Origin of the sequence: Kiloniella sp. (assembly GCF_965205715.1) — a bacterium.
Taxonomy (GTDB): Bacteria; Pseudomonadota; Alphaproteobacteria; order Kiloniellales; family Kiloniellaceae; genus Kiloniella.
In genome coordinates this window covers 414,030-433,086 of record NZ_CBDBHW010000013.1, presented here as the reverse complement: position 1 = coordinate 433,086, position 19,057 = coordinate 414,030, and the positions used below count along the sequence as shown (strand labels likewise).

At 45.6% G+C, this 19,057-nt stretch carries 23 protein-coding genes; 14 read left to right on the top strand and 9 right to left on the bottom strand.

Annotated elements, in window-relative coordinates; translation table 11 throughout:
* Positions 1 to 10 precede the first annotated feature (10 nt).
* On the bottom strand, positions 11 to 820 hold the full coding sequence (locus tag ACOGW3_RS13285; protein ID WP_419903417.1) for an alpha/beta hydrolase family esterase: 810 nt from the start codon (positions 818 to 820) through the stop codon (positions 11 to 13).
* Between the two features lie 250 nt (positions 821 to 1,070).
* Here ACOGW3_RS13285 and tsaD point away from each other — a divergent pair, with 250 nt between their 5' ends.
* From tsaD to ACOGW3_RS13260, 5 genes are all read left to right on the top strand, one after another.
* Positions 1,071 to 2,141, top strand: coding sequence for a tRNA (adenosine(37)-N6)-threonylcarbamoyltransferase complex transferase subunit TsaD (gene tsaD, locus ACOGW3_RS13280; protein WP_419903416.1), 1,071 nt, complete (start codon positions 1,071 to 1,073; stop codon positions 2,139 to 2,141).
* Positions 2,138 to 3,148 (top strand): NAD(P)H-dependent glycerol-3-phosphate dehydrogenase, encoded by a 1,011-nt coding sequence (locus ACOGW3_RS13275; protein ID WP_419903415.1) that lies wholly within the window; start codon positions 2,138 to 2,140, stop codon positions 3,146 to 3,148. The genes tsaD and ACOGW3_RS13275 overlap by 4 nt, the downstream gene beginning before the upstream one ends.
* Positions 3,149 to 3,175: 27 nt before the next feature.
* A complete protein-coding gene (locus ACOGW3_RS13270; RefSeq protein ID WP_419903414.1) occupies positions 3,176 to 3,457 on the top strand; it encodes a YciI family protein in 282 nt (93 codons plus the stop codon).
* Positions 3,458 to 3,584: 127 nt separating this feature from the next.
* Positions 3,585 to 4,271 (top strand): tetratricopeptide repeat protein, encoded by a 687-nt coding sequence (locus ACOGW3_RS13265; protein ID WP_419903413.1) that lies wholly within the window; start codon positions 3,585 to 3,587, stop codon positions 4,269 to 4,271.
* A gap of 135 nt (positions 4,272 to 4,406) precedes the next feature.
* Entirely contained in the window at positions 4,407 to 4,823 is a 417-nt protein-coding gene (locus ACOGW3_RS13260) for an EVE domain-containing protein (RefSeq protein ID WP_419903412.1), read from the top strand.
* Positions 4,824 to 4,850: 27 nt separating this feature from the next.
* Here the strand turns inward: ACOGW3_RS13260 and ACOGW3_RS13255 are convergent, their stop codons facing one another.
* Both ACOGW3_RS13255 and ACOGW3_RS13250 read right to left on the bottom strand, forming a co-directional pair.
* Complete coding sequence (locus ACOGW3_RS13255) at positions 4,851 to 5,327, bottom strand: hypothetical protein (RefSeq protein ID WP_419903411.1); 477 nt, start codon at positions 5,325 to 5,327, stop codon at positions 4,851 to 4,853.
* A gap of 149 nt (positions 5,328 to 5,476) precedes the next feature.
* Positions 5,477 to 6,709: an ISL3 family transposase gene (locus tag ACOGW3_RS13250; RefSeq protein ID WP_419901077.1), complete on the bottom strand. Its 1,233-nt coding sequence runs from the start codon at positions 6,707 to 6,709 to the stop codon at positions 5,477 to 5,479.
* On the opposite strand from ACOGW3_RS13250, the gene ACOGW3_RS13245 reads away from it, so the two are divergent.
* A complete protein-coding gene (locus ACOGW3_RS13245) occupies positions 6,696 to 6,824 on the top strand; it encodes a hypothetical protein (RefSeq protein WP_419903410.1) in 129 nt (42 codons plus the stop codon). The two genes, ACOGW3_RS13250 and ACOGW3_RS13245, sit on opposite strands and share 14 nt — an antisense overlap.
* Positions 6,825 to 6,850: 26 nt before the next feature.
* Here ACOGW3_RS13245 and ACOGW3_RS13240 read toward each other — a convergent pair whose 3' ends face one another.
* Positions 6,851 to 8,005: an MFS transporter gene (locus ACOGW3_RS13240; RefSeq protein ID WP_419903409.1), complete on the bottom strand. Its 1,155-nt coding sequence runs from the start codon at positions 8,003 to 8,005 to the stop codon at positions 6,851 to 6,853.
* 420 nt (positions 8,006 to 8,425) lie between these two features.
* Here ACOGW3_RS13240 and ACOGW3_RS13235 point away from each other — a divergent pair, with 420 nt between their 5' ends.
* The 3 genes from ACOGW3_RS13235 to acs all read left to right on the top strand — a co-directional run bounded on the left by ACOGW3_RS13235 (position 8,426) and on the right by acs (position 12,451).
* The gene (locus ACOGW3_RS13235) at positions 8,426 to 8,956 is read left to right on the top strand and encodes a PAS domain-containing protein (RefSeq protein ID WP_419903408.1); all 531 of its coding nucleotides are present in this window, start codon (positions 8,426 to 8,428) and stop codon (positions 8,954 to 8,956) included.
* Between the two features lie 52 nt (positions 8,957 to 9,008).
* Positions 9,009 to 10,241, top strand: coding sequence for an EAL domain-containing protein (locus ACOGW3_RS13230; protein ID WP_419903407.1), 1,233 nt, complete (start codon positions 9,009 to 9,011; stop codon positions 10,239 to 10,241).
* Positions 10,242 to 10,510: 269 nt separating this feature from the next.
* Entirely contained in the window at positions 10,511 to 12,451 is a 1,941-nt protein-coding gene (gene acs, locus ACOGW3_RS13225; protein WP_419903406.1) for an acetate--CoA ligase, read from the top strand.
* 83 nt (positions 12,452 to 12,534) lie between these two features.
* Here acs and ACOGW3_RS13220 read toward each other — a convergent pair whose 3' ends face one another.
* Complete coding sequence (locus ACOGW3_RS13220; RefSeq protein ID WP_419903405.1) at positions 12,535 to 13,449, bottom strand: LysR family transcriptional regulator; 915 nt, start codon at positions 13,447 to 13,449, stop codon at positions 12,535 to 12,537.
* A 64-nt stretch (positions 13,450 to 13,513) separates the two neighbouring features.
* On the opposite strand from ACOGW3_RS13220, the gene ACOGW3_RS13215 reads away from it, so the two are divergent.
* Together ACOGW3_RS13215 and ACOGW3_RS13210 are read left to right on the top strand one after the other, a co-directional pair.
* On the top strand, positions 13,514 to 13,828 hold the full coding sequence (locus ACOGW3_RS13215) for a hypothetical protein (RefSeq protein ID WP_419903404.1): 315 nt from the start codon (positions 13,514 to 13,516) through the stop codon (positions 13,826 to 13,828).
* Between the two features lie 31 nt (positions 13,829 to 13,859).
* Positions 13,860 to 14,420, top strand: coding sequence for a histidine phosphatase family protein (locus ACOGW3_RS13210; RefSeq protein WP_419903403.1), 561 nt, complete (start codon positions 13,860 to 13,862; stop codon positions 14,418 to 14,420).
* Between the two features lie 89 nt (positions 14,421 to 14,509).
* On the opposite strand, the gene ACOGW3_RS13205 is transcribed toward ACOGW3_RS13210, so the two are convergent.
* Positions 14,510 to 15,430 carry a hypothetical protein gene (locus ACOGW3_RS13205; RefSeq protein WP_419903402.1) on the bottom strand — a complete coding sequence of 307 codons (921 nt, stop codon included), beginning with the start codon at positions 15,428 to 15,430 and terminating at the stop codon, positions 14,510 to 14,512.
* Between the two features lie 159 nt (positions 15,431 to 15,589).
* Between ACOGW3_RS13205 and ACOGW3_RS13200 the strand changes: the two genes are divergently transcribed.
* A complete protein-coding gene (locus ACOGW3_RS13200) occupies positions 15,590 to 15,943 on the top strand; it encodes a winged helix-turn-helix transcriptional regulator (protein WP_419903401.1) in 354 nt (117 codons plus the stop codon).
* Between the two features lie 25 nt (positions 15,944 to 15,968).
* Here the strand turns inward: ACOGW3_RS13200 and ACOGW3_RS13195 are convergent, their stop codons facing one another.
* Together ACOGW3_RS13195 and ACOGW3_RS13190 are read right to left on the bottom strand one after the other, a co-directional pair.
* Positions 15,969 to 16,664: a DUF2461 domain-containing protein gene (locus tag ACOGW3_RS13195; protein ID WP_419903400.1), complete on the bottom strand. Its 696-nt coding sequence runs from the start codon at positions 16,662 to 16,664 to the stop codon at positions 15,969 to 15,971.
* 3 nt (positions 16,665 to 16,667) lie between these two features.
* Positions 16,668 to 17,090 carry a GFA family protein gene (locus ACOGW3_RS13190; protein ID WP_419903399.1) on the bottom strand — a complete coding sequence of 141 codons (423 nt, stop codon included), beginning with the start codon at positions 17,088 to 17,090 and terminating at the stop codon, positions 16,668 to 16,670.
* Positions 17,091 to 17,378: 288 nt separating this feature from the next.
* On the opposite strand from ACOGW3_RS13190, the gene ACOGW3_RS13185 reads away from it, so the two are divergent.
* Complete coding sequence (locus ACOGW3_RS13185) at positions 17,379 to 17,633, top strand: DUF1344 domain-containing protein (protein ID WP_419903398.1); 255 nt, start codon at positions 17,379 to 17,381, stop codon at positions 17,631 to 17,633.
* Positions 17,634 to 17,681: 48 nt separating this feature from the next.
* Here ACOGW3_RS13185 and ACOGW3_RS13180 read toward each other — a convergent pair whose 3' ends face one another.
* Positions 17,682 to 18,248 (bottom strand): DUF2062 domain-containing protein, encoded by a 567-nt coding sequence (locus tag ACOGW3_RS13180; RefSeq protein WP_419903397.1) that lies wholly within the window; start codon positions 18,246 to 18,248, stop codon positions 17,682 to 17,684.
* Between the two features lie 246 nt (positions 18,249 to 18,494).
* Between ACOGW3_RS13180 and pgsA the strand changes: the two genes are divergently transcribed.
* A complete protein-coding gene (pgsA, locus tag ACOGW3_RS13175) occupies positions 18,495 to 19,055 on the top strand; it encodes a CDP-diacylglycerol--glycerol-3-phosphate 3-phosphatidyltransferase (protein ID WP_419903396.1) in 561 nt (186 codons plus the stop codon).
* The last annotated feature ends 2 nt before the right edge of the window (positions 19,056 to 19,057 follow it).

Here is a 19,057-nt window from a genome sequence, read left to right as displayed (position 1 = left end):
TCGGAAAATATTAAAGGCTTTCGGCCCAATCAATTCCGCGGGCGATCCACTCGGTTCTGACGTTATGTCCTCCGTTGTGAAGACAGAGCTCCAACGCCTTACCCGAACGACATTTGTTCCAAATTTTGCAGTCCATATCTTCTAGAGAAATTTCGACTGGAAGGGCCTCGCATCCATTTACACCTTCCCATATTGCCACGCCTTGACGAACATCGCCCTGGTGCCAACGTGCTCCTATTGCCCTCCCCTTCATCGGAACAACCCTATCACTCAGACCATGAATGTGCCGAATGTTGACCGGGCTTTCACAAGTCACGGGATGAGGGCGCCAAAAAGAGCCTGCGATAGGGAAAAATGCAGAAAACTCCTCTCCCAAGTAACAAGCGACATCCCATGCCATAGACCCACCCTGAGAAAAGCCCGTGACCCAGGTTCGGCTTTCCTGAGTTTTCCAGTTCTTACGAACATCGTGAAGAACATTTTGGGTGAATTCTATTTCATCCCGTTTTTCACTGGGTGCGCCAACATTTGACCAGCTGCGATTTAACCCGTCAGGAATCACCAAAAGAATACCGCGCTCTGAAGCAAGCCTGAGTAAAGACTTATTGTTTCTGACCGTCTGTGCTGATTGACCATACCCATGGTAATAGAAGAGGACAGGCAAAGATGTATTGACGGGCATATTTTCGGGCATCACCGTAACATATCTCCCCCCGACAACATTTCTTGTCTCAACAACAGGTGCTGCCTGAGAGAGTGTTGCAAAGACCAAACCGAGAAGGAGCAATCCTATAACAACTATGGTTTCAACGGGTTTCATGCAAGCTCCAGAGATACAGGAAATTAATAACCTTAATAGCTCTCTTTTTATCCTCACAGTAAACTCAACTTTTAGTTATTGGATCGAGGAAAAGAAGCAATATCGGTAAATATGGATTTTGTATTTACTCATTAAGACAATTTTCAGAGGGAAGGCTTGCCGAAATGCTGAATATGCTATTTTCTAGGGCGTAATAGTTAAACTAGGTACAGCCTTATGGGCTCTACCAACTCAACATTATATGGAAGCTATGAAGGTCCTCGGTATAGAAACCAGCTGTGATGAAACAGCTGCAGCAATTGTTGATGGTGACCATACTATCCTCGCCAATAAAGTTCTTACTCAACTTGAGGAACATAAACCCTATGGCGGTGTGGTTCCTGAAATTGCTGCCCGCAGCCATATGGACCACCTTGATCGCCTTATCAAAGAAGCTCTGGCTGAAGCCAATGTCGACTTTGAAGATCTCGATGGTATTGCAGCAACGGCAGGCCCAGGTTTGATCGGCGGTGTTTTTGTTGGTGTTATGACGGCAAAGGCTATTGCCGCAGCCCGAAAACTTCCCTTTCTCGCTGTAAACCACCTAGAGGGACATGCGCTCACAGCCCGTCTTACCGAAGGAGAAGCAGCAGAATTTCCTTATCTTTTGCTTCTGGTTTCTGGTGGCCACTGTCAATTACTCGCTGTCGAAGATGTCGGCTGTTACACCCGGCTTGGCGGAACCATTGACGATGCGGTAGGTGAAGCTTTCGATAAAACCGCCAAGATGATGGGCATTCCCTATCCTGGGGGGCCCTTAATCGAGCAGATTGCCAAACAGGGTAATGAGGATCGCTTCGATCTCCCCCGCCCCTTGAAGGGAAGACCCGGGTGCGATTTCTCTTTTTCCGGACTTAAGACCGCCGTTCGTAAAAAGATAATCGAAATCATCGGTGAAGGCGGCGACCCCGCGACTATGAGTGATCAGGATAAAGCCGACCTTGCTGCTTCTTTTCAAAAGGCTGTTGGTGATGTTCTGGTTGATCGTTGCAAAAGAGCGATGGACATTTTTGAAGATAAATTTGGACGCCCTGGCCCTCTTGTCGTCGCCGGGGGTGTCGCGGCCAACCTTGCCTTACGCGCACGCTTAACTGAGCTTACTGACACGCGTGATACAAAACTACTGGCTCCCCCGGTCAAACTATGTACTGACAATGCTGTCATGATCGCCTGGGCGGGACTGGAAAGGTTACGTCTTGGGCTTACGGATTCACTTAATTTCGCTCCACGTCCAAGATGGCCGCTTGATCAGCTCACAGGTGTGAAGGATCTGAATAAATGACACCTCAACCTGATTCAAAACAAAACGTAGGTGTGATTGGCTCAGGCGCCTGGGGAACGGCCCTCGCTGCCGTGGCTGCTGCTTCAGGAAATAATGTCACAATCTGGTCTCGGAACACACAAGTCGTTGCCGATATTAACATCGAACATGAAAACAAACTTTATTTAAAGGGCGCCGATCTCAACCCATCCATTAAGGCGACTTCTGAAATAAGTGACTTTTCTGACTGTGACCTCATCTTACTTGTGGTTCCGTCGCAACACCTACGCAGTGTTCTCGAAGCAAATCGAGATAAGATAAAGAAAAATATCCCCCTCGTACTTTGTGCCAAGGGTGTTGAGATCTCAAGCGGCTTGCTGATGACAGAGATGTTGGCAGAAGTTATGCCCGATAACCCGATCGCGGTCTTGTCTGGGCCCACCTTTGCCATCGAAGTTGCAAATGAACTCCCAACAGCTGTGACCCTTGCCTGCCTCGATGAGCAGCTTGGAAAACAGCTGGCCCAAACCCTTGGCAGCAGATCATTTCGCATTTACCACTCGGCGGACCCCATCGGCGCGGAAATTGGCGGTGCAGTTAAAAACGTTATTGCCATCGCTTGTGGGATAGTTGAGGGACGCAAACTTGGGGATAACGCCAGAGCCGCCCTCATTACCAGAGGCCTCTCCGAAATTGTTAAACTCGGACTTGCCAAAGGCGGGCGCAGAGAGACCCTGATGGGCTTGGCCGGGATGGGTGATCTCACCCTGACGTGCACCGCTACCCAATCGCGCAATTATGCCCTTGGTAAGGCCCTAGGTGAAGGCGTTAGCATTGAAACCTATATGAGCGGCCGCATTACCGTTGCCGAGGGATTAAGCTCGAGCAAGTCGGTTTCAGCTCTGGCTGAAATCCTGAAAATTGATATGCCTATCTGCAATGCCATTTGCGATGTATTGCACCACAAAGCTGATATTGACCACACCATCGCCAATTTATTGGCCCGTCCACAAAAAGCTGAGTTTTAACAATTAGACCAATAGGAACGAACCCTTATGAAATTCATCTTCTCTTGCGTAGATAAAAAAGACCATTCCCACGTACGCGCTGACAACCGTCCAGCACACCTTGAATATCTGACAAAATACATGGATCGAGTTGTCGTCGCCGGCCCAACACTTGGAACTGACGGTGAAAGCATGACCGGTAGTTTGTTGATCCTGGAATTTGATGATGCCGCAGCTGCTCAAAATTTCGCGGATAACGACCCTTACAAAAAAGCTGGTCTGTTCGAACAGGTTACCATCACGCCTTGGAAGCAGGTTCTGCCGAAATAATCTCTTCCCAATACCGGAATTGACTACATAGCACCGCTTATCAACGGATCAAGCGGTGCTATCGTTTAAGAAAATCATCGGTATAAGAATTTGTAAGAGTTAAACAGTCCGAACCTGAGAAAGAAAAATGAAGATATTTTCCTGGATATTGGTATTAATTTTTATGGTGCCCGGCTTTACTGCTCTGGCTAAAGGATTAGACCATAAAAGTAATATCGATAAACTTGAACTCGCCTGTAGAAACGGCAAACAGGCAGAGTGTACAGATCTTGGAGATATCTACTTATTAGGTAAAGGTGTCGAGCAAAGCGATGGTAAAGCTTTCGCTCTTTATCTAAAGGCTTGTGAAGGCCAATATCTACCCGGCTGCACCGCCTTTACTCGCCTAATTAAAGAAGAGCGAGGGTTGGAGGGTAATATGGCCGCGTTATTGCAGTTTGGCTGTGATCGTGGAGATGCCGAAACCTGTTTCATATTAGGGGGCATGTATATGAATGGGAATGAGGTAAAACAGGACGATACCATTGCCGCTAAACTATTTGAGCAAGCCTGTGATGGAGATGATGCCTATGGCTGTAGTGCACTTGCTGCAATGTACCTAAAAGGCGAAGGAGTTAATACAGACCACCAAAAAGCCATCGCGCTTTTTAAAGAAAGCTGTAACTCAGATAATTCCCTAGGTTGTTATGGTCTTGCTAATATGTACAGCAAAGGATTAGGTGTAGGTAAGGATCTTAAAAGAGTAAAAGTACTATACCAAAAGGCCTGTGAAAGCGGCTCTGAGAATGCATGCCAAGACATAGGGCTAAAATAAAAGCCTCCTTTATAAAACATATTTGATCTTACCCTTCTATCACTCGCTGGTATAAATGTTTGATTGTGTCCAGAAGGTTGTAACCAAATCAAGCGGTGCTATTCTGCTTTAAATCGGCAATTTTAGGAGAATGTTTTGGCTTATTGGCTTATGAAAACGGAACCCAGCAGTTGGTCATGGGATGATCAAGTTGCCAAGGGTGTTGAGCATTGGGATGGTGTACGGAATTATCAGGCTTCCAATAACATGAAGGCCATGGAACTTGGCGACCGAGTGTTTTTTTATCATTCCGTGAAAGAAAAAAAAATCGTTGGGATCGTCGAAGTTTGCAAAGAGTATTATCCCGACCATACCGATGCCAAAGGGCGGTTTGGTATGGTTGATGTCAAAGCGCTCTATCCTATGGAAGTTCCCGTCAGTTTAGACGACATCAAGAACAACGATGCCTTACACGAAATCGCTCTATTGAAACAATCACGCCTGTCTGTCATGCCAATTCGGGATAAAGAGTGGGAGATAATCTGTCAGATGGGGAATACTAAACCGGAATAATTATGGAAGATCGGGCTATCGTAAAGCTTATTTTTCGTCCGCTAAAATTTTAGCCACAGCCTGTTCGAGGGCAGTAATCAACCCGCGTCCCACTTTACCACCACTGCCTTTAATCCGTTGAGTTATGATAATTTTCATTGCGTCGACATGGGCTTCAACGAGATCCAACCTTTTTCCCGCAGCTGTCTCATCTTCTTGAATGAAATGACAAAGAGATTTTGCTGCAGACGTCAGTAGTGGGAAATTAAAAGTAGCGGCCTGGCCTTTGATATTATGCCCAATAACATGAATTTCTTCGATGTATTTATCTTGTCCATCCCCATCATTTTTTGCGTTGCTTTTAGCACTCGCAAGAAACTCGGAAATTTTCCGGACATCTTCCGCAACCCAAAGCTCATAATCGCTTTCCATATCTGAAAGAGCAGCTTCTGCTTTTGCAACAATATCTTTCAATTCTGGTCCACCTTTTGAAGGCACTTTGGGCTTCAAATTGTTAGTTGGCATATGCAATATCGCTTCCAATTCCTGATCCCCCCGAATCATTCCAACGGCTATAGCAACCTCTGTCTTTAATTTGGACAGCTTAGGCACCAAACCTTAATCAAGTGTCAATTCAAACAATTAGCGGCACTTCTCCGCTTTGTTGAGTAGATTTAGGATTTCAAATAGAGCATAGATTGATTATCTGGAATGGATGATTGTCTAATTTTGAGTTTGAAGTATTCGGTATCCTTGATGCCTCTGGCTCGCTTACGGATCATTCCTATACTGACATTACCAGCCTCTATCCTGGCGCTTGTGAGCTTGTGTTTGGCGTAGTTGCAGATGCCCACACAATGTTTCCGTAGGGATTTCGCGAACTTTTTTAGATAGAGCATCTGTGACTGATCTGCTATCAGGCACCAACGTTCCAGTTGCTCCGCCATCGCCTCAAATGAAGCGGCACTCCACAGCAGCTGAAGCTGTTCTTTCAAGACGTAAAGTGCATTCAGGTTGCTATTGCTCTCCAGCAACCTTTGCAGCTTGTCACTTTGTTTTTCACTCAACTTATCCGCATTTTTGAGCAACAGATAATGCGTCCCTTTCATCAACTCTTTACCACTTGGATCGGCCTTTCTGAACTCAAGTCGACGCTGATTATGGATAGCTTTGCTGTAGTTTTTCATGACGTGGAAACGGTCAAATACTATGTCGGCCAACGGCAAGGACTCTCTGACAGCCTTTTGGTAGGCAGGCCCCATATCCATCGCTACGGCCTTTATTTTGCAGGCTGTATCTGGTTGCAGTTGTTTCAAAAACCTTGAAAAAACCTCGGCAGTTCGGCCTGCTTCAACCCAGATCAGATGACCGCCAACCATATCGTAGACCACCGTCATGTAGTCATGACCTTTCGCCCGGGCAACTTCATCTACACCAATATATTCCAAGCCAGTTAGCTCTGCAGGATCAAGCGTAGGGAGAGTTTCAATAAGGTATGCCCTGTCGATATTCTTGACCGTTTCCCATCGTATATCCAAATGTCTGGAAACCGCTTGAATAGACATATGCCGACATAATCCACTGATCAGTCGGCAAAATCGGTGAGTGAAACGGCACCCTTTATCAACAAAATCACACCCCTCAATGCGGCGTTCGCCCTTGTTAATATAAACCTGCGCCAGCTCAATCTCGACCACACAAGGATACCCAAAAAGGGGGATGTCGTTTACTTGTCGGCGGACATGCTGGTTGATGCTTCCCTTCTGGCCTGTAGCAGGGTCTATAGCCCTCCTACGCGCGTCTCGGCTGCAGTGAATGACAATCTTAACACCGCCGTCATCCAGTTTAATTTCATTTACACGTTGCCCTTTGAGGCCTAAAATATGCTGCGAGATGTTGATTGTCATATACCTGCTCTATGTAAAGTTATCAGAAACCATACATATCAACAGGTTACTTGGCGGTCGGCATCTTTTTCTACTCAACAAAGCGGAGAAGAGCCCAATTAGCATACAAATATAAAAATTTCTAAGCCTTGGTTTGTTCGATTATGCCGTTCGAGTAGATCGGCGCAAGGAGCCATCCGAAATCGGCCAATGAACGAGTGCAGCTAAAATCCCTAGGAAGATTGAAATCCACCACACCAAGTCATAGGATTTTGTTGTGTCATAAAGGTAACCACCAAGCCATACCCCGATAAAACTTCCGACCTGGTGACTAAAGAAAACAATGCCAAAAAGCGTTCCCATATACCGAGGGCCAAAAATTTGAGCAACAAGACCAGACGTCAAAGGAACGGTGCTTAACCAAAGCAACCCCATGACAAAGCCGAAAATCAAAAACGATTCCGTTGAAGGTGGAAGCAATATAAAAGCAAGTATTGCCACTGAGCGGGCAACATAGATTGCCGATAGTAGATACTTTTTACGATAAGTCCCCCCCAGAGCACCGGCTGCGTATGAGCCAAAAATATTAGCTAATCCGACCAGCGCCAAGGTCCAGGCCCCTATTTCTGGGGCCATTCCTTTATCTATTGCGTACGAGGGGAAATGAACCGTGATAAAAGCAAGATGAAAGCCACAGACAAAAAATCCTGCGATCAACAACCAATACCCACTGTGACTGCTCGCCTCTTTCAGCGCCTCTGACATACTCATGTTTTGAGTTACTTCAGAAGATCCGCCCTTAACTGTTGAAACGCCGCGGAGAAAGAATGCCGCAGGAATAATTGCCATAACCATAAAGCCGAGCATCAAGAGTGCATCATTCCAGCCAAAGCTTTGCAACAAAGTACTGCCAAGTGGAATAATCAAAAATTGCCCTAAAGAGGCCGAGGCGGTCGCAATACCAAGCGCGAGAGATCTTTTATCCTCTGAAACTGAACGGCCAATAACGGCGAGAACAACACCAAAAGTTGTGCCGCTTAATCCCAAGCCTACAAAAAAACCTGGTCCAAGATGCGAAGCAATTGGCGAGTAACCCACGGCTCCGAGAATAACACCCCCTGCATAGAGCAAAGCTGAAAACACTAGAACTCTACCCGCGCCGTAACGATCAGCAATCATTCCTGCAAAGGGCTGACCAAGTCCCCACATGAGATTTTGAATGGCGAGTGAAAAGGCCAAAACTTCTCGGCCCCATCCAAGCTCGTCCGTTATCGGTTTTACGAATAGCCCATAACTTGAACGAATGCCAAATGCCAAACAAAGGATGACACACCCTGCGACAATCACAGGCCATACCGGCTTAGATGACGCCGTATTACTTTCTACAGAGCTCATAAGATCACATTCAAAAAGGAATCAGGAAAAACAGCCGCCGACCCACAAGGCCGCGTCCCAGAATTTTGCCCCAAAGGCCTCAAGAGATCCGGGGAAAATTAAAATCACGGCTAGGCAGGCCACTGTCATCCCCAGGATGACTAAGAGGTGTCGTATAACTGGTTTCATACTGCCAATATTACTCCTCTCACAACAATTAACCAACCAAATCTATCTAATGAAATGCATTAAAAAATATTATGAACACCCGGTTAAATCATCAATCTAGCGTTATGAACTGGGTTATAATAAAAATTCGTTTTCCTCCCATTTTTATTAAGCATTAACGACTCATCTCTAGGCTTGCGCAATAATAACCAATTTCTCGCTTTCAGTGTTCGCAAAATACGTCTGGAATTTTATATGAATCAAGAGAGCCTAATTAGTTCTCTAAAAGATGAGCGAGACCGGTTCTTGGCTTTTGCCTTTTGCAGGGCCGATTTGCTCATTGAATTGTCAGATAACCATGATATTGTTTTCATCAGTGGGGCGACCCAAAGCATTTTTGGCTCCTCTATCGAAGAGCTAATGGGGACTTCATTATCAGAATTGGTTTTGCCCCAAGAACAGCCTGTCCTTGACAATTTGCTCGCCGGTATGGTGGGCGGTACCCGGCCTGAACCCATTGAAATTATATTCAAAAAAAAGGATGGTGCTCCCCGCCCCCTTTCCATAACAGGGTATTATGTTCAAGATTTAAAAAACCACTATTTTCTCTCGTGCAAAACCCCCTCCTCCATCCATAACAGGGTATTATGTTCAAGATTTAAAAAACCACTATTTTCTCTCGTGCAAAACCCCCTCCTCCATCAGGGCCAAAAGCTCTTACCCTGATAGGGCAGCAAGTGGCGCAGTCGTTCATGATAGAATTAGTTTTGGGGAAGTTGTGACTAAGCACTTAGCCACCCACCCAGAAGACAAACTAACATTTATTGAGCTCGAAAATTACGACGAATTTGCCAAAAAATTAAAAAGAGAGACCCAACAGGAATTATCTGAAACTATTAATAGCTATTTACGCGCGAGTTCATCAGAAGCCAACTCGGCAGCTTCTTTTGGCAACGGTAAATACGGTATTATTGGCCGACCAGATCTCGATCTTGAAAAATTAAGCGACGAAATTTCCCGCCAAGTAAAAGCCGCTGATCCTTCAGGTGTCGGTCTTAAGGTCGAAAAAGCCAGTATCGCCTTGGCAGACAGTGGTATTTCTGGCGGCAATGCCGCTCAAGCATTGAGCTTTATGATTCAGCAATTTGCACAAGATCAAAACCAAACATTTAGTCTGGAAGAACTTGCGCACTCACTCCCTGAAATTCTTGCGCGGATACAAAAAACGGCCCACCGAATTAAGAGTGTTATCGATGGCGCTGAATTTATGATGGTTTTCCAACCCATCGTCGACATTAAAACCCGCGGCATACACCACTACGAAGTGCTCGCCCGAATTAACGGTGAAACCGGATCACCACAGGATTTCATTAAATCGGCAGAAGATCTCAATTTAATCAAGGGCTTTGATCTTGCTCTATGCCGTAAAGCAATTAACTGGCTCGAGGACAACCCAAGTAAAAAGCACAACCGATCAATTGCTGTGAACCTTTCTGCAGCCTCTATCGGAGACAAAGAGTTTCTCTCTCAACTGGTTCCTATGCTGGCTCCTCTAAAAAACACCCCGGATTCTCTCTTATTTGAAATCACAGAATCAACCAAGATACCGGATCCCGTACTTGCAAATAAAGCAATACAATCGCTCAGAAAATTAGGCCATAAGGTCTGCCTGGACGATTTTGGGGTCGGAGAGGCTTCCCTGCAATACCTCCGCCAATTCCAGGTAGATATCTTAAAAATTGATGGTTCCTATGTTCGCGAAGCGCTCGGGGATGAAACTTCCGCTCATATTCTCAAAGCCATCGCTGACCTTTGTAAAAAACTCAAAATACATACTGTTGCCGAGATGGTTGAAGATGAAGAAACTACTCAGTTATTGATCGACTGTAATGTGGATCTTGGCCAAGGGTATTATTTTGGTCGCCCCTGTAATGACGTGTCTGTTTTTGAAGAACCAGACAAACCCCGCGTTATGGTCAGACGTGGCGAAACTATGGAATCATGGTCTTAACAACTTCAAGTCAATAATGGTAAATCACACATCTATGAAACCTATGGTTTTCATAGATATCATTTATCCTGGAATCATGAATTCAAAATAATCAGCCTAAGAAAATTGCTGCATTGCAATATAATTTTCAATTTCAGAGCAATAACTTATCGTTTATTTCCAGAAAGCCCTTGAGAAATCAACAAAATCCGTGAATAATCCCTGCGAACAAAAAACCGCTGTAAAAAATAAAGCAGCGCAACAATAAAAATAATATGGGAGACCGCAACATGTCGGACGCCACTGTATTCCCCGTTCCGGAAGAACTCGCTGCTAAGTCCTGGGTAGACGAACCAAAATACCTTGAAATGTATCAACAATCTGTCGAAAACCCTGAACAATTCTGGGCCGAACATGGAAAAAGCATTCACTGGTTCAAGCCTTTTACTAAAGTTAAAGACGTAAATTACGGACCCGGGGATGTTCACATTCGCTGGTACGAAGATGGCACCACTAACGTTTGTTACAACGCTATTGATCGCCACTTACCTGAAAAAGAAGATGACACTGCGATTATTTGGGAAGGTGATGACCCAAGCGAGCAACTATACATCACCTATGGACAACTCCATGACAGTGTAAGCCGCTTTGCAAACGCTTTGAAAGCACGTGGAGTAAAAAAAGGAGATCGCGTTACCATCTACATGCCGATGATCCCTGAAGCCACTTATGCCATGCTTGCTTGTGCCCGAATTGGCGCTGTGCATTCAGTTGTCTTCGGTGGCTTCTCTCCTGATGCTCTTGCAGGACGTATTCTTGGATGCGAGTCTAACTGTCTTATCACGGCTGACGAAGGACTTCGTGGCGGGCGTAAAGTACCCCTTAAAGCCAATGCTGACAAAGCATTGGAAAGCTGCCCGAATGTAGATACCGTTTTTGTGGTAAAACGCACAGACGGAGATATCAGCTGGAATGCTGATCGGGATGTTTGGTGGCACGAAGCCTGTTTGGCCGCAGATACCGACTGCCCTGCAGAGGAAATGAATGCAGAAGATCCACTTTTCATTCTGTTCACCTCTGGTTCAACCGGGCAACCCAAAGGTGTTCTTCATACCACGGGTGGTTATCTGGTTTATGCCATAATGACTCACAAGTACGTCTTTGACTACCACGATGGTGAAATCTATTGGTGTACAGCCGATGTTGGCTGGATTACAGGACACAGCTACATTGTTTATGGACCGCTTACCAATGGGGCTACGACCCTAGTATTTGAGGGCGTTCCCAATTATCCGACGGCTTCTCGTTTTTGGGAAGTTTGTGACAAACATAAAGTTAGCATCTTCTACACGGCGCCCACTGCTATTCGCGCACTCATGCGTGAGGGTAATGGCCCGGTTGAGAAGACATCACGCTCCTCCTTACGCATACTTGGTACTGTTGGTGAGCCAATCAACCCTGAAGCCTGGAACTGGTACAATGAGGTTGTTGGGGAAAGTCGGTGTCCGATCGTTGATACCTGGTGGCAAACGGAAACTGGTGGAATCTTGATCACTCCACTTCCAGGAGCTACGCCGCTCAAACCTGGCTCAGCCACACGTCCCTTCTTTGGTATCCAGCCCTTGCTGGTCGACAATGATGGAAAAATACTTGAAGGAGCAACTGAGGGTAATCTCTGTATTGCAGATTCTTGGCCAGGCCAAATGCGAACCCTTTACGGTGACCATGATCGCTTCGTTCAGACCTATTTCTCCACTTATGATGGCCTCTATTTCGCTGGTGACGGTTGTCGTCGTGATGAAGACGGCTACTACTGGATTACGGGACGTGTTGATGATGTTATCAACGTTTCTGGTCACCGCATGGGAACAGCAGAAGTCGAATCCGCTTTGGTTGCACACCACGAGGTCGCAGAAGCAGCAGTTGTCGGATACCCTCACGACATTAAGGGACAAGGTATCTATGCTTACGTCACCCTAAATATAGGCATTGAACCAAGTGACGAGTTGCGCAAGGAACTTGTAACCTGGGTCCGTAAAGAAATCGGACCGATTGCAACACCTGATATGTTGCAGTGGGCACCTGGATTACCAAAAACTCGTTCTGGCAAAATCATGCGTCGTATCCTCCGCAAGATTGCTGAAAATGACTTTGGCAGCCTGGGCGACACGTCGACACTTGCAGATCCAAGTGTCGTTGATGATCTCATCGACAACCGTATGAACAAATAAGCCTCATCGCTTAACATTTAAAAGGGCCGTTCTTTAGTGTGCGGCCCTTTTTCTATTGTGCCGCTGCTTGCCCAAATTAGCCTTCACCAACAGATCTTCAGATAATCGAGGAATACTCGGAGTTTAAGCGGAACATAATCCAATTGCTGATAGTAGGCCCACATTTCAAAAGGGTCGCTTGTATGATCCGTCAAAACTGGAACCAAATCTCCACGGTCAAGTTCGTCCGCAATGATCAGTTCTGGAATATAAGCAATTCCGAGTCCCTTGAGTGCCCCTGATATAATAATTTCCGTATTATTACTCACCATTTTACTGCTTACAGTGACCGTCTCCTGATCATTGAACAGCCACAGCGTTTGATTTTTATTTCCCCCATATAAGAGGCATTTGTGTTTTGTGAGATTAGATAAGCTTTCGGGTACTCCCTGTTCCTTAAGGTACTCAGGAGAAGCAAAAAGCTGGTTGTGATATCGGCAGAGAGACAACCCGACAAAAGCCCCTGAATCAAAATCAGGAATACGCCTGGAGAGAGAAAGATCTGCGCTATCCAAGGGGAGATTACCAAAATCCGTGGATTGCAATTCGATCTCTATTTCAGGATATCTGGAAGTGAACCCAGAAAGAACAGGCATCAATACCCGACTTAAGACGGGCAGAGGTCCTGCTATCGTTAAACGCCCGCGTGGGGTTTGCCCCAAGCTTTCGGTCTCATCCAACAATGACTGCCACTGGCCCTGAAGAAAGCGCATGCGATGGTAAAAATTGTCCCCAGCTTCCGTTACCGAGATTCGACGTGTAGTGCGTCTTAATAATTGAACTCCAATAGAGGATTCCAGTTCAGCAATACGCTTGCTGATTACCGAGGGACTAACATTCATGACCCGTGCTGCTGCAGCCATCGTACCTTGCTCAACGACAAGTTTGAATATCAATGCGCGGTCGAAAATATCCACATTCATTCCAATTTGAGAATAGATACTTAATAATTTGCCCAATTGTTTTCAATATTACAAATAATAATATGGCGACATCAATAACGAGAACTTATGGATGTTACCAATGTATGTCGTAGAAACTGTTAGCTGGAATGCTCAAGCAGATGTATCAAATCAACAAATGGTCGATGCTGTTAATAATATGCTTCCCGATCTGAAAACTTTACCCGGGTTTAAATACCAATCGCTTTCGAAAAATGATGCTGGCCGTTGGGTAGAGATCTACTATTGGGAGACGTCTGAAGACGCCCATCGTTCCAATGAGCTCATGGCAGACAAAGTTTCCCTACATAACCTTATTGCCCTGATTGACATAGACAGCCTCAGCATAGAAGTATTGTTACCCCTACAAGAATCAAGCCCGCTTAACATCGATTGAACTATCTCTGATAAAACTCTGGTTATTACGAATGCTGATACAAAAGCCGTTCTATTTTTTAAGACACGGAGAAACTAATTGGAATAAAGAAGGCCGTTATCAGGGCCAGCAAGATATTCCCCTTAATCCAAGGGGAATTTCCCAAGCTGAAAAGTCTCGGAGCCAATTAGTGGGGCAGCCATTCTCTGAAATTCATTCGAGCACCCTAATTCGAGCAAAAGCAACAGCCGAAATTGTTAACGCAAGCCTGCAGCTTCCCCTTTACTCTTATGATTCCTTGCGAGAATGCAACTACGGTGAGCTGGAGGGTCAGCTTAAAACCGACCCGACCCTTGATTCTCGGTGGAGGGCCGGATACACACCACAAGCAGCTGAAAGTTATCAGGAATTTTCAATAAGAGTCATAAAAGCGGTAAATGAAATCCTATCTTCAAAGGAAACTGCCCTTATTGTTGCCCATCGTGCCGTCTTCTGGCCAATTGCAGATACCATGGGGTTAAGTAAGGGTATTGATCTCTCAAATGCCCAACCAATATATCTCGATCCTCCCAGTAATAATTGTAAAGACTGGCTTCTAAAGACCGATTTTTAATATCCTGCTTTTATCGGAGTTGATTGAGTAACGCTAACGCAGCAATATCCCCACACTGCTGATAGGTTGAAAAAACGTTTCCCGATTTATTACTCAAGGCTTTTATGAAGCTTTTTCTCTGGATCAATTGCAGCTCTTTCAACTGTTCGGATATTCTTCCACACTTGAAACAGTACGTCTGACAAACTGGTTTCCCCAGCTAGAGGTGTTGCAATTGGGTCTGACACAATCAGCCCCTTATTCATGCCACGGTAGTAATCTATCCACAGTTTTGCTGATTCAGGATCAAGCCCCTGATCTTCCATGATCGATTGCCATTGTTCCTCAGGTAAGGACAAGGAAGCTATGTGTTTTATCAAAACCTTATGACCTGCCTCAACAACATCACTTAGATCATAGGTTTCAGGACCATGTAACTCCATAAGATTAACCCCCTCAACAGGATCCAGAACCGCACCAACAAGGACGGATACCAAATCTTTTGTCCCCACCATGGAAAAGGAAACATTCTCTGATAGGAAGCTTGGTAACACGGAATGGTGTTTTGCCATCGACAAAGCCGGGGCGAGATTTTCCATAAGAAAGGAAGCTCTGATAATTATCAGATCTGGACACACATCTCGTAATTGCCCCTCCATCTCACCGAGCTGCTTCGCCCACCCAAGTTGTTCTTTTGCTCCTAAGGCCGAGAGAAAGATAACATTCGGCTTCTTCTCAACCTTTGATAATGCCTCGATTAACGCGGAATGATACGCTTTATAGTCTCTTAAAGACCCGACTTCTGTCGAAAACGGTGGCGCTAGAAGGAGAACACTTTTAATGCCATCGAGAGCTTGTACCCAACTGGAAGCATGTCTTGGATCACCCTCATTAACTACAGCCCCTCGACCTCGCCATAGATCACGGCATTGAGTATCTGCTGTTAAGATACGTAATAGCTGTCCTTGACCAAGGAGTTGTTCTGTAGCCGCGCGGCCAACTGGCCCGGCAGCATCAGCAATGAGGTACATTTTTGCGCTCCGCTTTATATCTCCCTACCTTATCCTCTTAGAGACAATAGCGATCAAGGGCCAAAAGGCCGCAGGAGTACCAAACTTGGTTACTTTTCTTTTGAAAGCTTAGATCTGATAGACTATCTAAAATATATTCAATAACCCTACAGGTAATTTATGCGTTCCACCTGCCCAATAGCCCAATCTCTGGATATACTTGGCGATCGCTGGACCCTTCTTGTCATTAGAGATCTTATGTTCGTCGGAAAAACTCAGTATGGAGAGTTTCTAAACTCACCTGAGAAAATTTCGACAAACATTTTGGCTGAGCGCCTAAAACGGTTGGAACAAGCAGGCATAATCGAAAAACAGGCGTATCAAAATAATCCACCACGCTATGAATACCACCTAACACAAAAGGGCCGTGATCTTCGTCCCCTACTTAGCGAAGTATGCAAATGGGGGCTTGAGTACGTCGAAGATACCCAGATTCCACCTTCCCTAAAACAAGAAACGGTCCAAAAAAATTGAGCATTACAGTACAATGTAAATTACTTTAACAGGGCACATCTACCGCTTTACATAGAAAGTGCATCAGCGGCATCGTGGCTTTAAATCCCTCAACCACTTCACCGAGGAACTCTGGACGTTGGGCCGCTTCAGGCGTTGTCCTGTGCATAAGAAAGAAGGTCTTTCTTTTCAGATCATCTATATGCGGATCTTCTGCTGAAAAACCTTTGGGCGGGCGCTTGAGACCATCGCCCCCAATTTCTCCAAACATTTGCTGCATTTTTTTATCGTTTAGGACCTTTTCCCAAGCATCAGGCCGATCAGCGATAGCACGCCGGATCATATAGAGGGCATCACTTGGCGGCATCCAGATCCCGGCCCCATAAAGAACCTCATCAGTAGCCAGATGCACATAAAAACCTGGGGCATGGGCATCCCGACCAAGGGAATGGCGAAAATGACAAGCCGCATGTTCTTTATAGGGGCGTTTATCTTTGGAGAAACGAACGTCACGGTGAATCCGGAACATCGACCCGCCGTTTCGACGGGCATCCGCAACAAAATGTGGTGTGATTTCGGAAAGGGGATCGACCATAGCCTGGATAAAATCGAGCAAATGATCCTGAAGGGTTTCCCGATAACGTGATTTGTTTTCCGCGAACCAGTCTCTGGTGTTATTTTCCTTCAAATCCTCCAGGAACTGGAAACCAGCTTTTGGAAATCCCACAAATTCGGTTGCCATGAATTAACTCCCCCTTTGAAATGCACCCTCAAATTTTGGCAAATTTTCGTCCATTCTATCCCAAGGCAGCGCCTGATGAACAAACACATCTGCGTTAGGACGATAGAGATCGGGATCGTCGAGACTGCTTGCTAGAATCAAGATGAGCCCTTTGGCGATTTCAGGTCTACCGTACACCCGACCGTTACACACTGTACAACAATAAGCTTTGATCTTGTTGCCACTGCCGCCTTCACGCGCAAAGCAAGTTACTTTCCCCGATGTACTAAAGCTCGCTTCGGGTACCCCCATTAGAGATACATAAGGTCCACCACTTAATTTTTGGCAATCCCTACAGTGGCAATTTACCTTGAAAGATGATTCCTTACAGGTGGTTTGATACCTTACCTGACCACATAAGCAGCCCCCTTTGATAACATCAGCCATCGTCTAAAGTCCCTTCTGTTGATTTTTGAGAATGGTAACTTGCAAAATAAAAGTGACTAAATTGTGACTCTCTTCCAGAAAACAACCTACGTGACCTATCGTTCGGAAGGCAACAAAGGCAGAGATCATCTTTTGTTGCCATATTTCAGACACTTACCTCTTTTCTGACACAGGAATGATTGAAAGAGATACTACATTTTGCCCTCTTCTTGTTCCTTCTCAAAAGGGGTTGTTCAGACTTACCTTTTGGTCATCCACACAACCACTTTGTCAACAAAGGAATAGACAATGAATAAATTTATCGCAGGCATTATTGCTCTTGGTCTTCTCGGCAGTGTTTCAGCCGCATCAGCAGCTGAAATGACAGGTCGGGTTATGACGACCGACGAAGCAACCAACACAATCATCATGGAAAACGGCACAGTTCTAGAGCTAGCTGGCGGCCTTTCGGTTAAAGGTCTGGCCCCAGGAACAGAGGTCGTTGTTACTTATGATGAAAAAGACGGAAAGAACATGGTAACAGATATCGCACCTGCATCCTAAACGCGATTTGGCAGCAAGAACGGGTAACAACCCCACTCGTTCTTGCTGTTATTTTATATCAGATGAAGAGGTATTGTTGTCTTTCGCACGAGACCCAGCCAATCGTTTTTTACGAGCTTCGGCATAACGGGTCGCAAATTTAAACGAAAGCCAATACCCCAGAACACCAAGGCCAAGACTATAGGGTATAAAGCCAACCAAAATCGATGTGCCCACCTGCTCCAGCATAAAATGGAACACCTCGACAACAGTTTCCCAGACTCCCCCCTCAAGGGTTAATTTCTCAGCCATCATCCGTGAGAAAGTTTCGAAGTCCTGCTCGCCATCAAAATCTAGCAATAAGATCCGGCCAGTAATGTAATAGAGGTAATAAAGCGGAATCATCGTGAGCGGGTTTGAGAGCCATGACCAGCCCATAGCGATAATCAAGCTAAAGTGCCATCCCACCACATATCGACAAAACCACCAGACAAAAAAGACGGTATATAATTGGATGCCAACTGTCGGTGTCATGCCAAGAGCGAGTCCGACAAAAACGCCGCGGGCAACAATTTCAGGCTGATCAACGGATCGAAGAACAGGTATGACAAGCCGGAAATAGAGAAGGCGAAGCAATCCGGCGATTGCCTCCTTCTTATTTCGGGCATGCATCTTTTTCTTGAACCAGAATCTCATTTATTTTTTTGTGAACGCCCTCTGTTAACCGATTCTCTGCGATCTTTTTTTTATCATACTTGTGACCGCACTTAGCGACTGTTATAAACCAAAATTATCTATAGTCCACGGACAAAAATCCTCGCTTCGAGAGATAGCGAAGACCATAGGACGTCAAAACTATCTCATGCAGAGGGCAGCAACAGCATGAATCTTCCCAATTGGCTTAGTGTGTTCAGAAGTGGCGCAGGTTTTATTGTGATTTACCTGTTGTTGGCGGGTACTCAATCTTACCTCATTGCCGCAATCGTCGTCATGATGATTGCAGAAATATCTGACATGGCCGATGGCCATATTGCCCGTCGTTATGGCCAAGTCACAAAACTCGGGATGATCATCGACCCCATGAGCGATAGCCTCTATCGCGCCATGGTCTTTATCGGCTTTCTAGGTATTGGTTGGATCTCGGTCTGGTTTGTTGCCATTATTATCACCAGAGATATTGTCGTTTCTTACCTTCGCATCTTCGCTCAGCAACAGGGCTATACCATGGCTGCGCGTACGAGCGGTAAGATCAAAGCTATCGTCCAAGCCTGTGCCCAGGTGTGGACTGTCGGCCTTTATGCCCTTAGTGGATTTTTCAGCCAGTATATGGACACGATTGAAGTTTCCTTCTGGTTACTTGCCATTGCAACAGCCGTGACAGCCTGGTCTGGTATTGATTACGCCCTGGGTTACATTCAATCTATGCGTAAAGACGAGAGCTAATA

Bases quoted from the DNA above. Each gene is read 5' to 3' on its own strand.
- ACOGW3_RS13285 (WP_419903417.1), bottom strand. From the start codon at position 820: ATGAAACCCGTTGAAACCATAGTTGTTATAGGATTGCTCCTTCTCGGT.
- ACOGW3_RS13255 (WP_419903411.1), bottom strand. From the start codon at position 5,327: ATGCCAACTAACAATTTGAAGCCCAAAGTGCCTTCAAAAGGTGGACCA.
- ACOGW3_RS13275 (WP_419903415.1), top strand. From the start codon at position 2,138: ATGACACCTCAACCTGATTCAAAACAAAACGTAGGTGTGATTGGCTCA.
- ACOGW3_RS13185 (WP_419903398.1), top strand. From the start codon at position 17,379: ATGAATAAATTTATCGCAGGCATTATTGCTCTTGGTCTTCTCGGCAGT.
- ACOGW3_RS13270 (WP_419903414.1), top strand. From the start codon at position 3,176: ATGAAATTCATCTTCTCTTGCGTAGATAAAAAAGACCATTCCCACGTA.
- ACOGW3_RS13195 (WP_419903400.1), bottom strand. From the start codon at position 16,664: ATGGCAACCGAATTTGTGGGATTTCCAAAAGCTGGTTTCCAGTTCCTG.
- ACOGW3_RS13250 (WP_419901077.1), bottom strand. From the start codon at position 6,709: ATGACAATCAACATCTCGCAGCATATTTTAGGCCTCAAAGGGCAACGT.
- ACOGW3_RS13245 (WP_419903410.1), top strand. From the start codon at position 6,696: ATGTTGATTGTCATATACCTGCTCTATGTAAAGTTATCAGAAACCATA.
- ACOGW3_RS13210 (WP_419903403.1), top strand. From the start codon at position 13,860: ATGCTGATACAAAAGCCGTTCTATTTTTTAAGACACGGAGAAACTAAT.
- acs (WP_419903406.1), top strand. From the start codon at position 10,511: ATGTCGGACGCCACTGTATTCCCCGTTCCGGAAGAACTCGCTGCTAAG.
- ACOGW3_RS13190 (WP_419903399.1), bottom strand. From the start codon at position 17,090: ATGGCTGATGTTATCAAAGGGGGCTGCTTATGTGGTCAGGTAAGGTAT.
- ACOGW3_RS13265 (WP_419903413.1), top strand. From the start codon at position 3,585: ATGAAGATATTTTCCTGGATATTGGTATTAATTTTTATGGTGCCCGGC.
- ACOGW3_RS13215 (WP_419903404.1), top strand. From the start codon at position 13,514: ATGTATGTCGTAGAAACTGTTAGCTGGAATGCTCAAGCAGATGTATCA.
- pgsA (WP_419903396.1), top strand. From the start codon at position 18,495: ATGAATCTTCCCAATTGGCTTAGTGTGTTCAGAAGTGGCGCAGGTTTT.
- tsaD (WP_419903416.1), top strand. From the start codon at position 1,071: ATGAAGGTCCTCGGTATAGAAACCAGCTGTGATGAAACAGCTGCAGCA.
- ACOGW3_RS13200 (WP_419903401.1), top strand. From the start codon at position 15,590: ATGCGTTCCACCTGCCCAATAGCCCAATCTCTGGATATACTTGGCGAT.
- ACOGW3_RS13205 (WP_419903402.1), bottom strand. From the start codon at position 15,430: ATGTACCTCATTGCTGATGCTGCCGGGCCAGTTGGCCGCGCGGCTACA.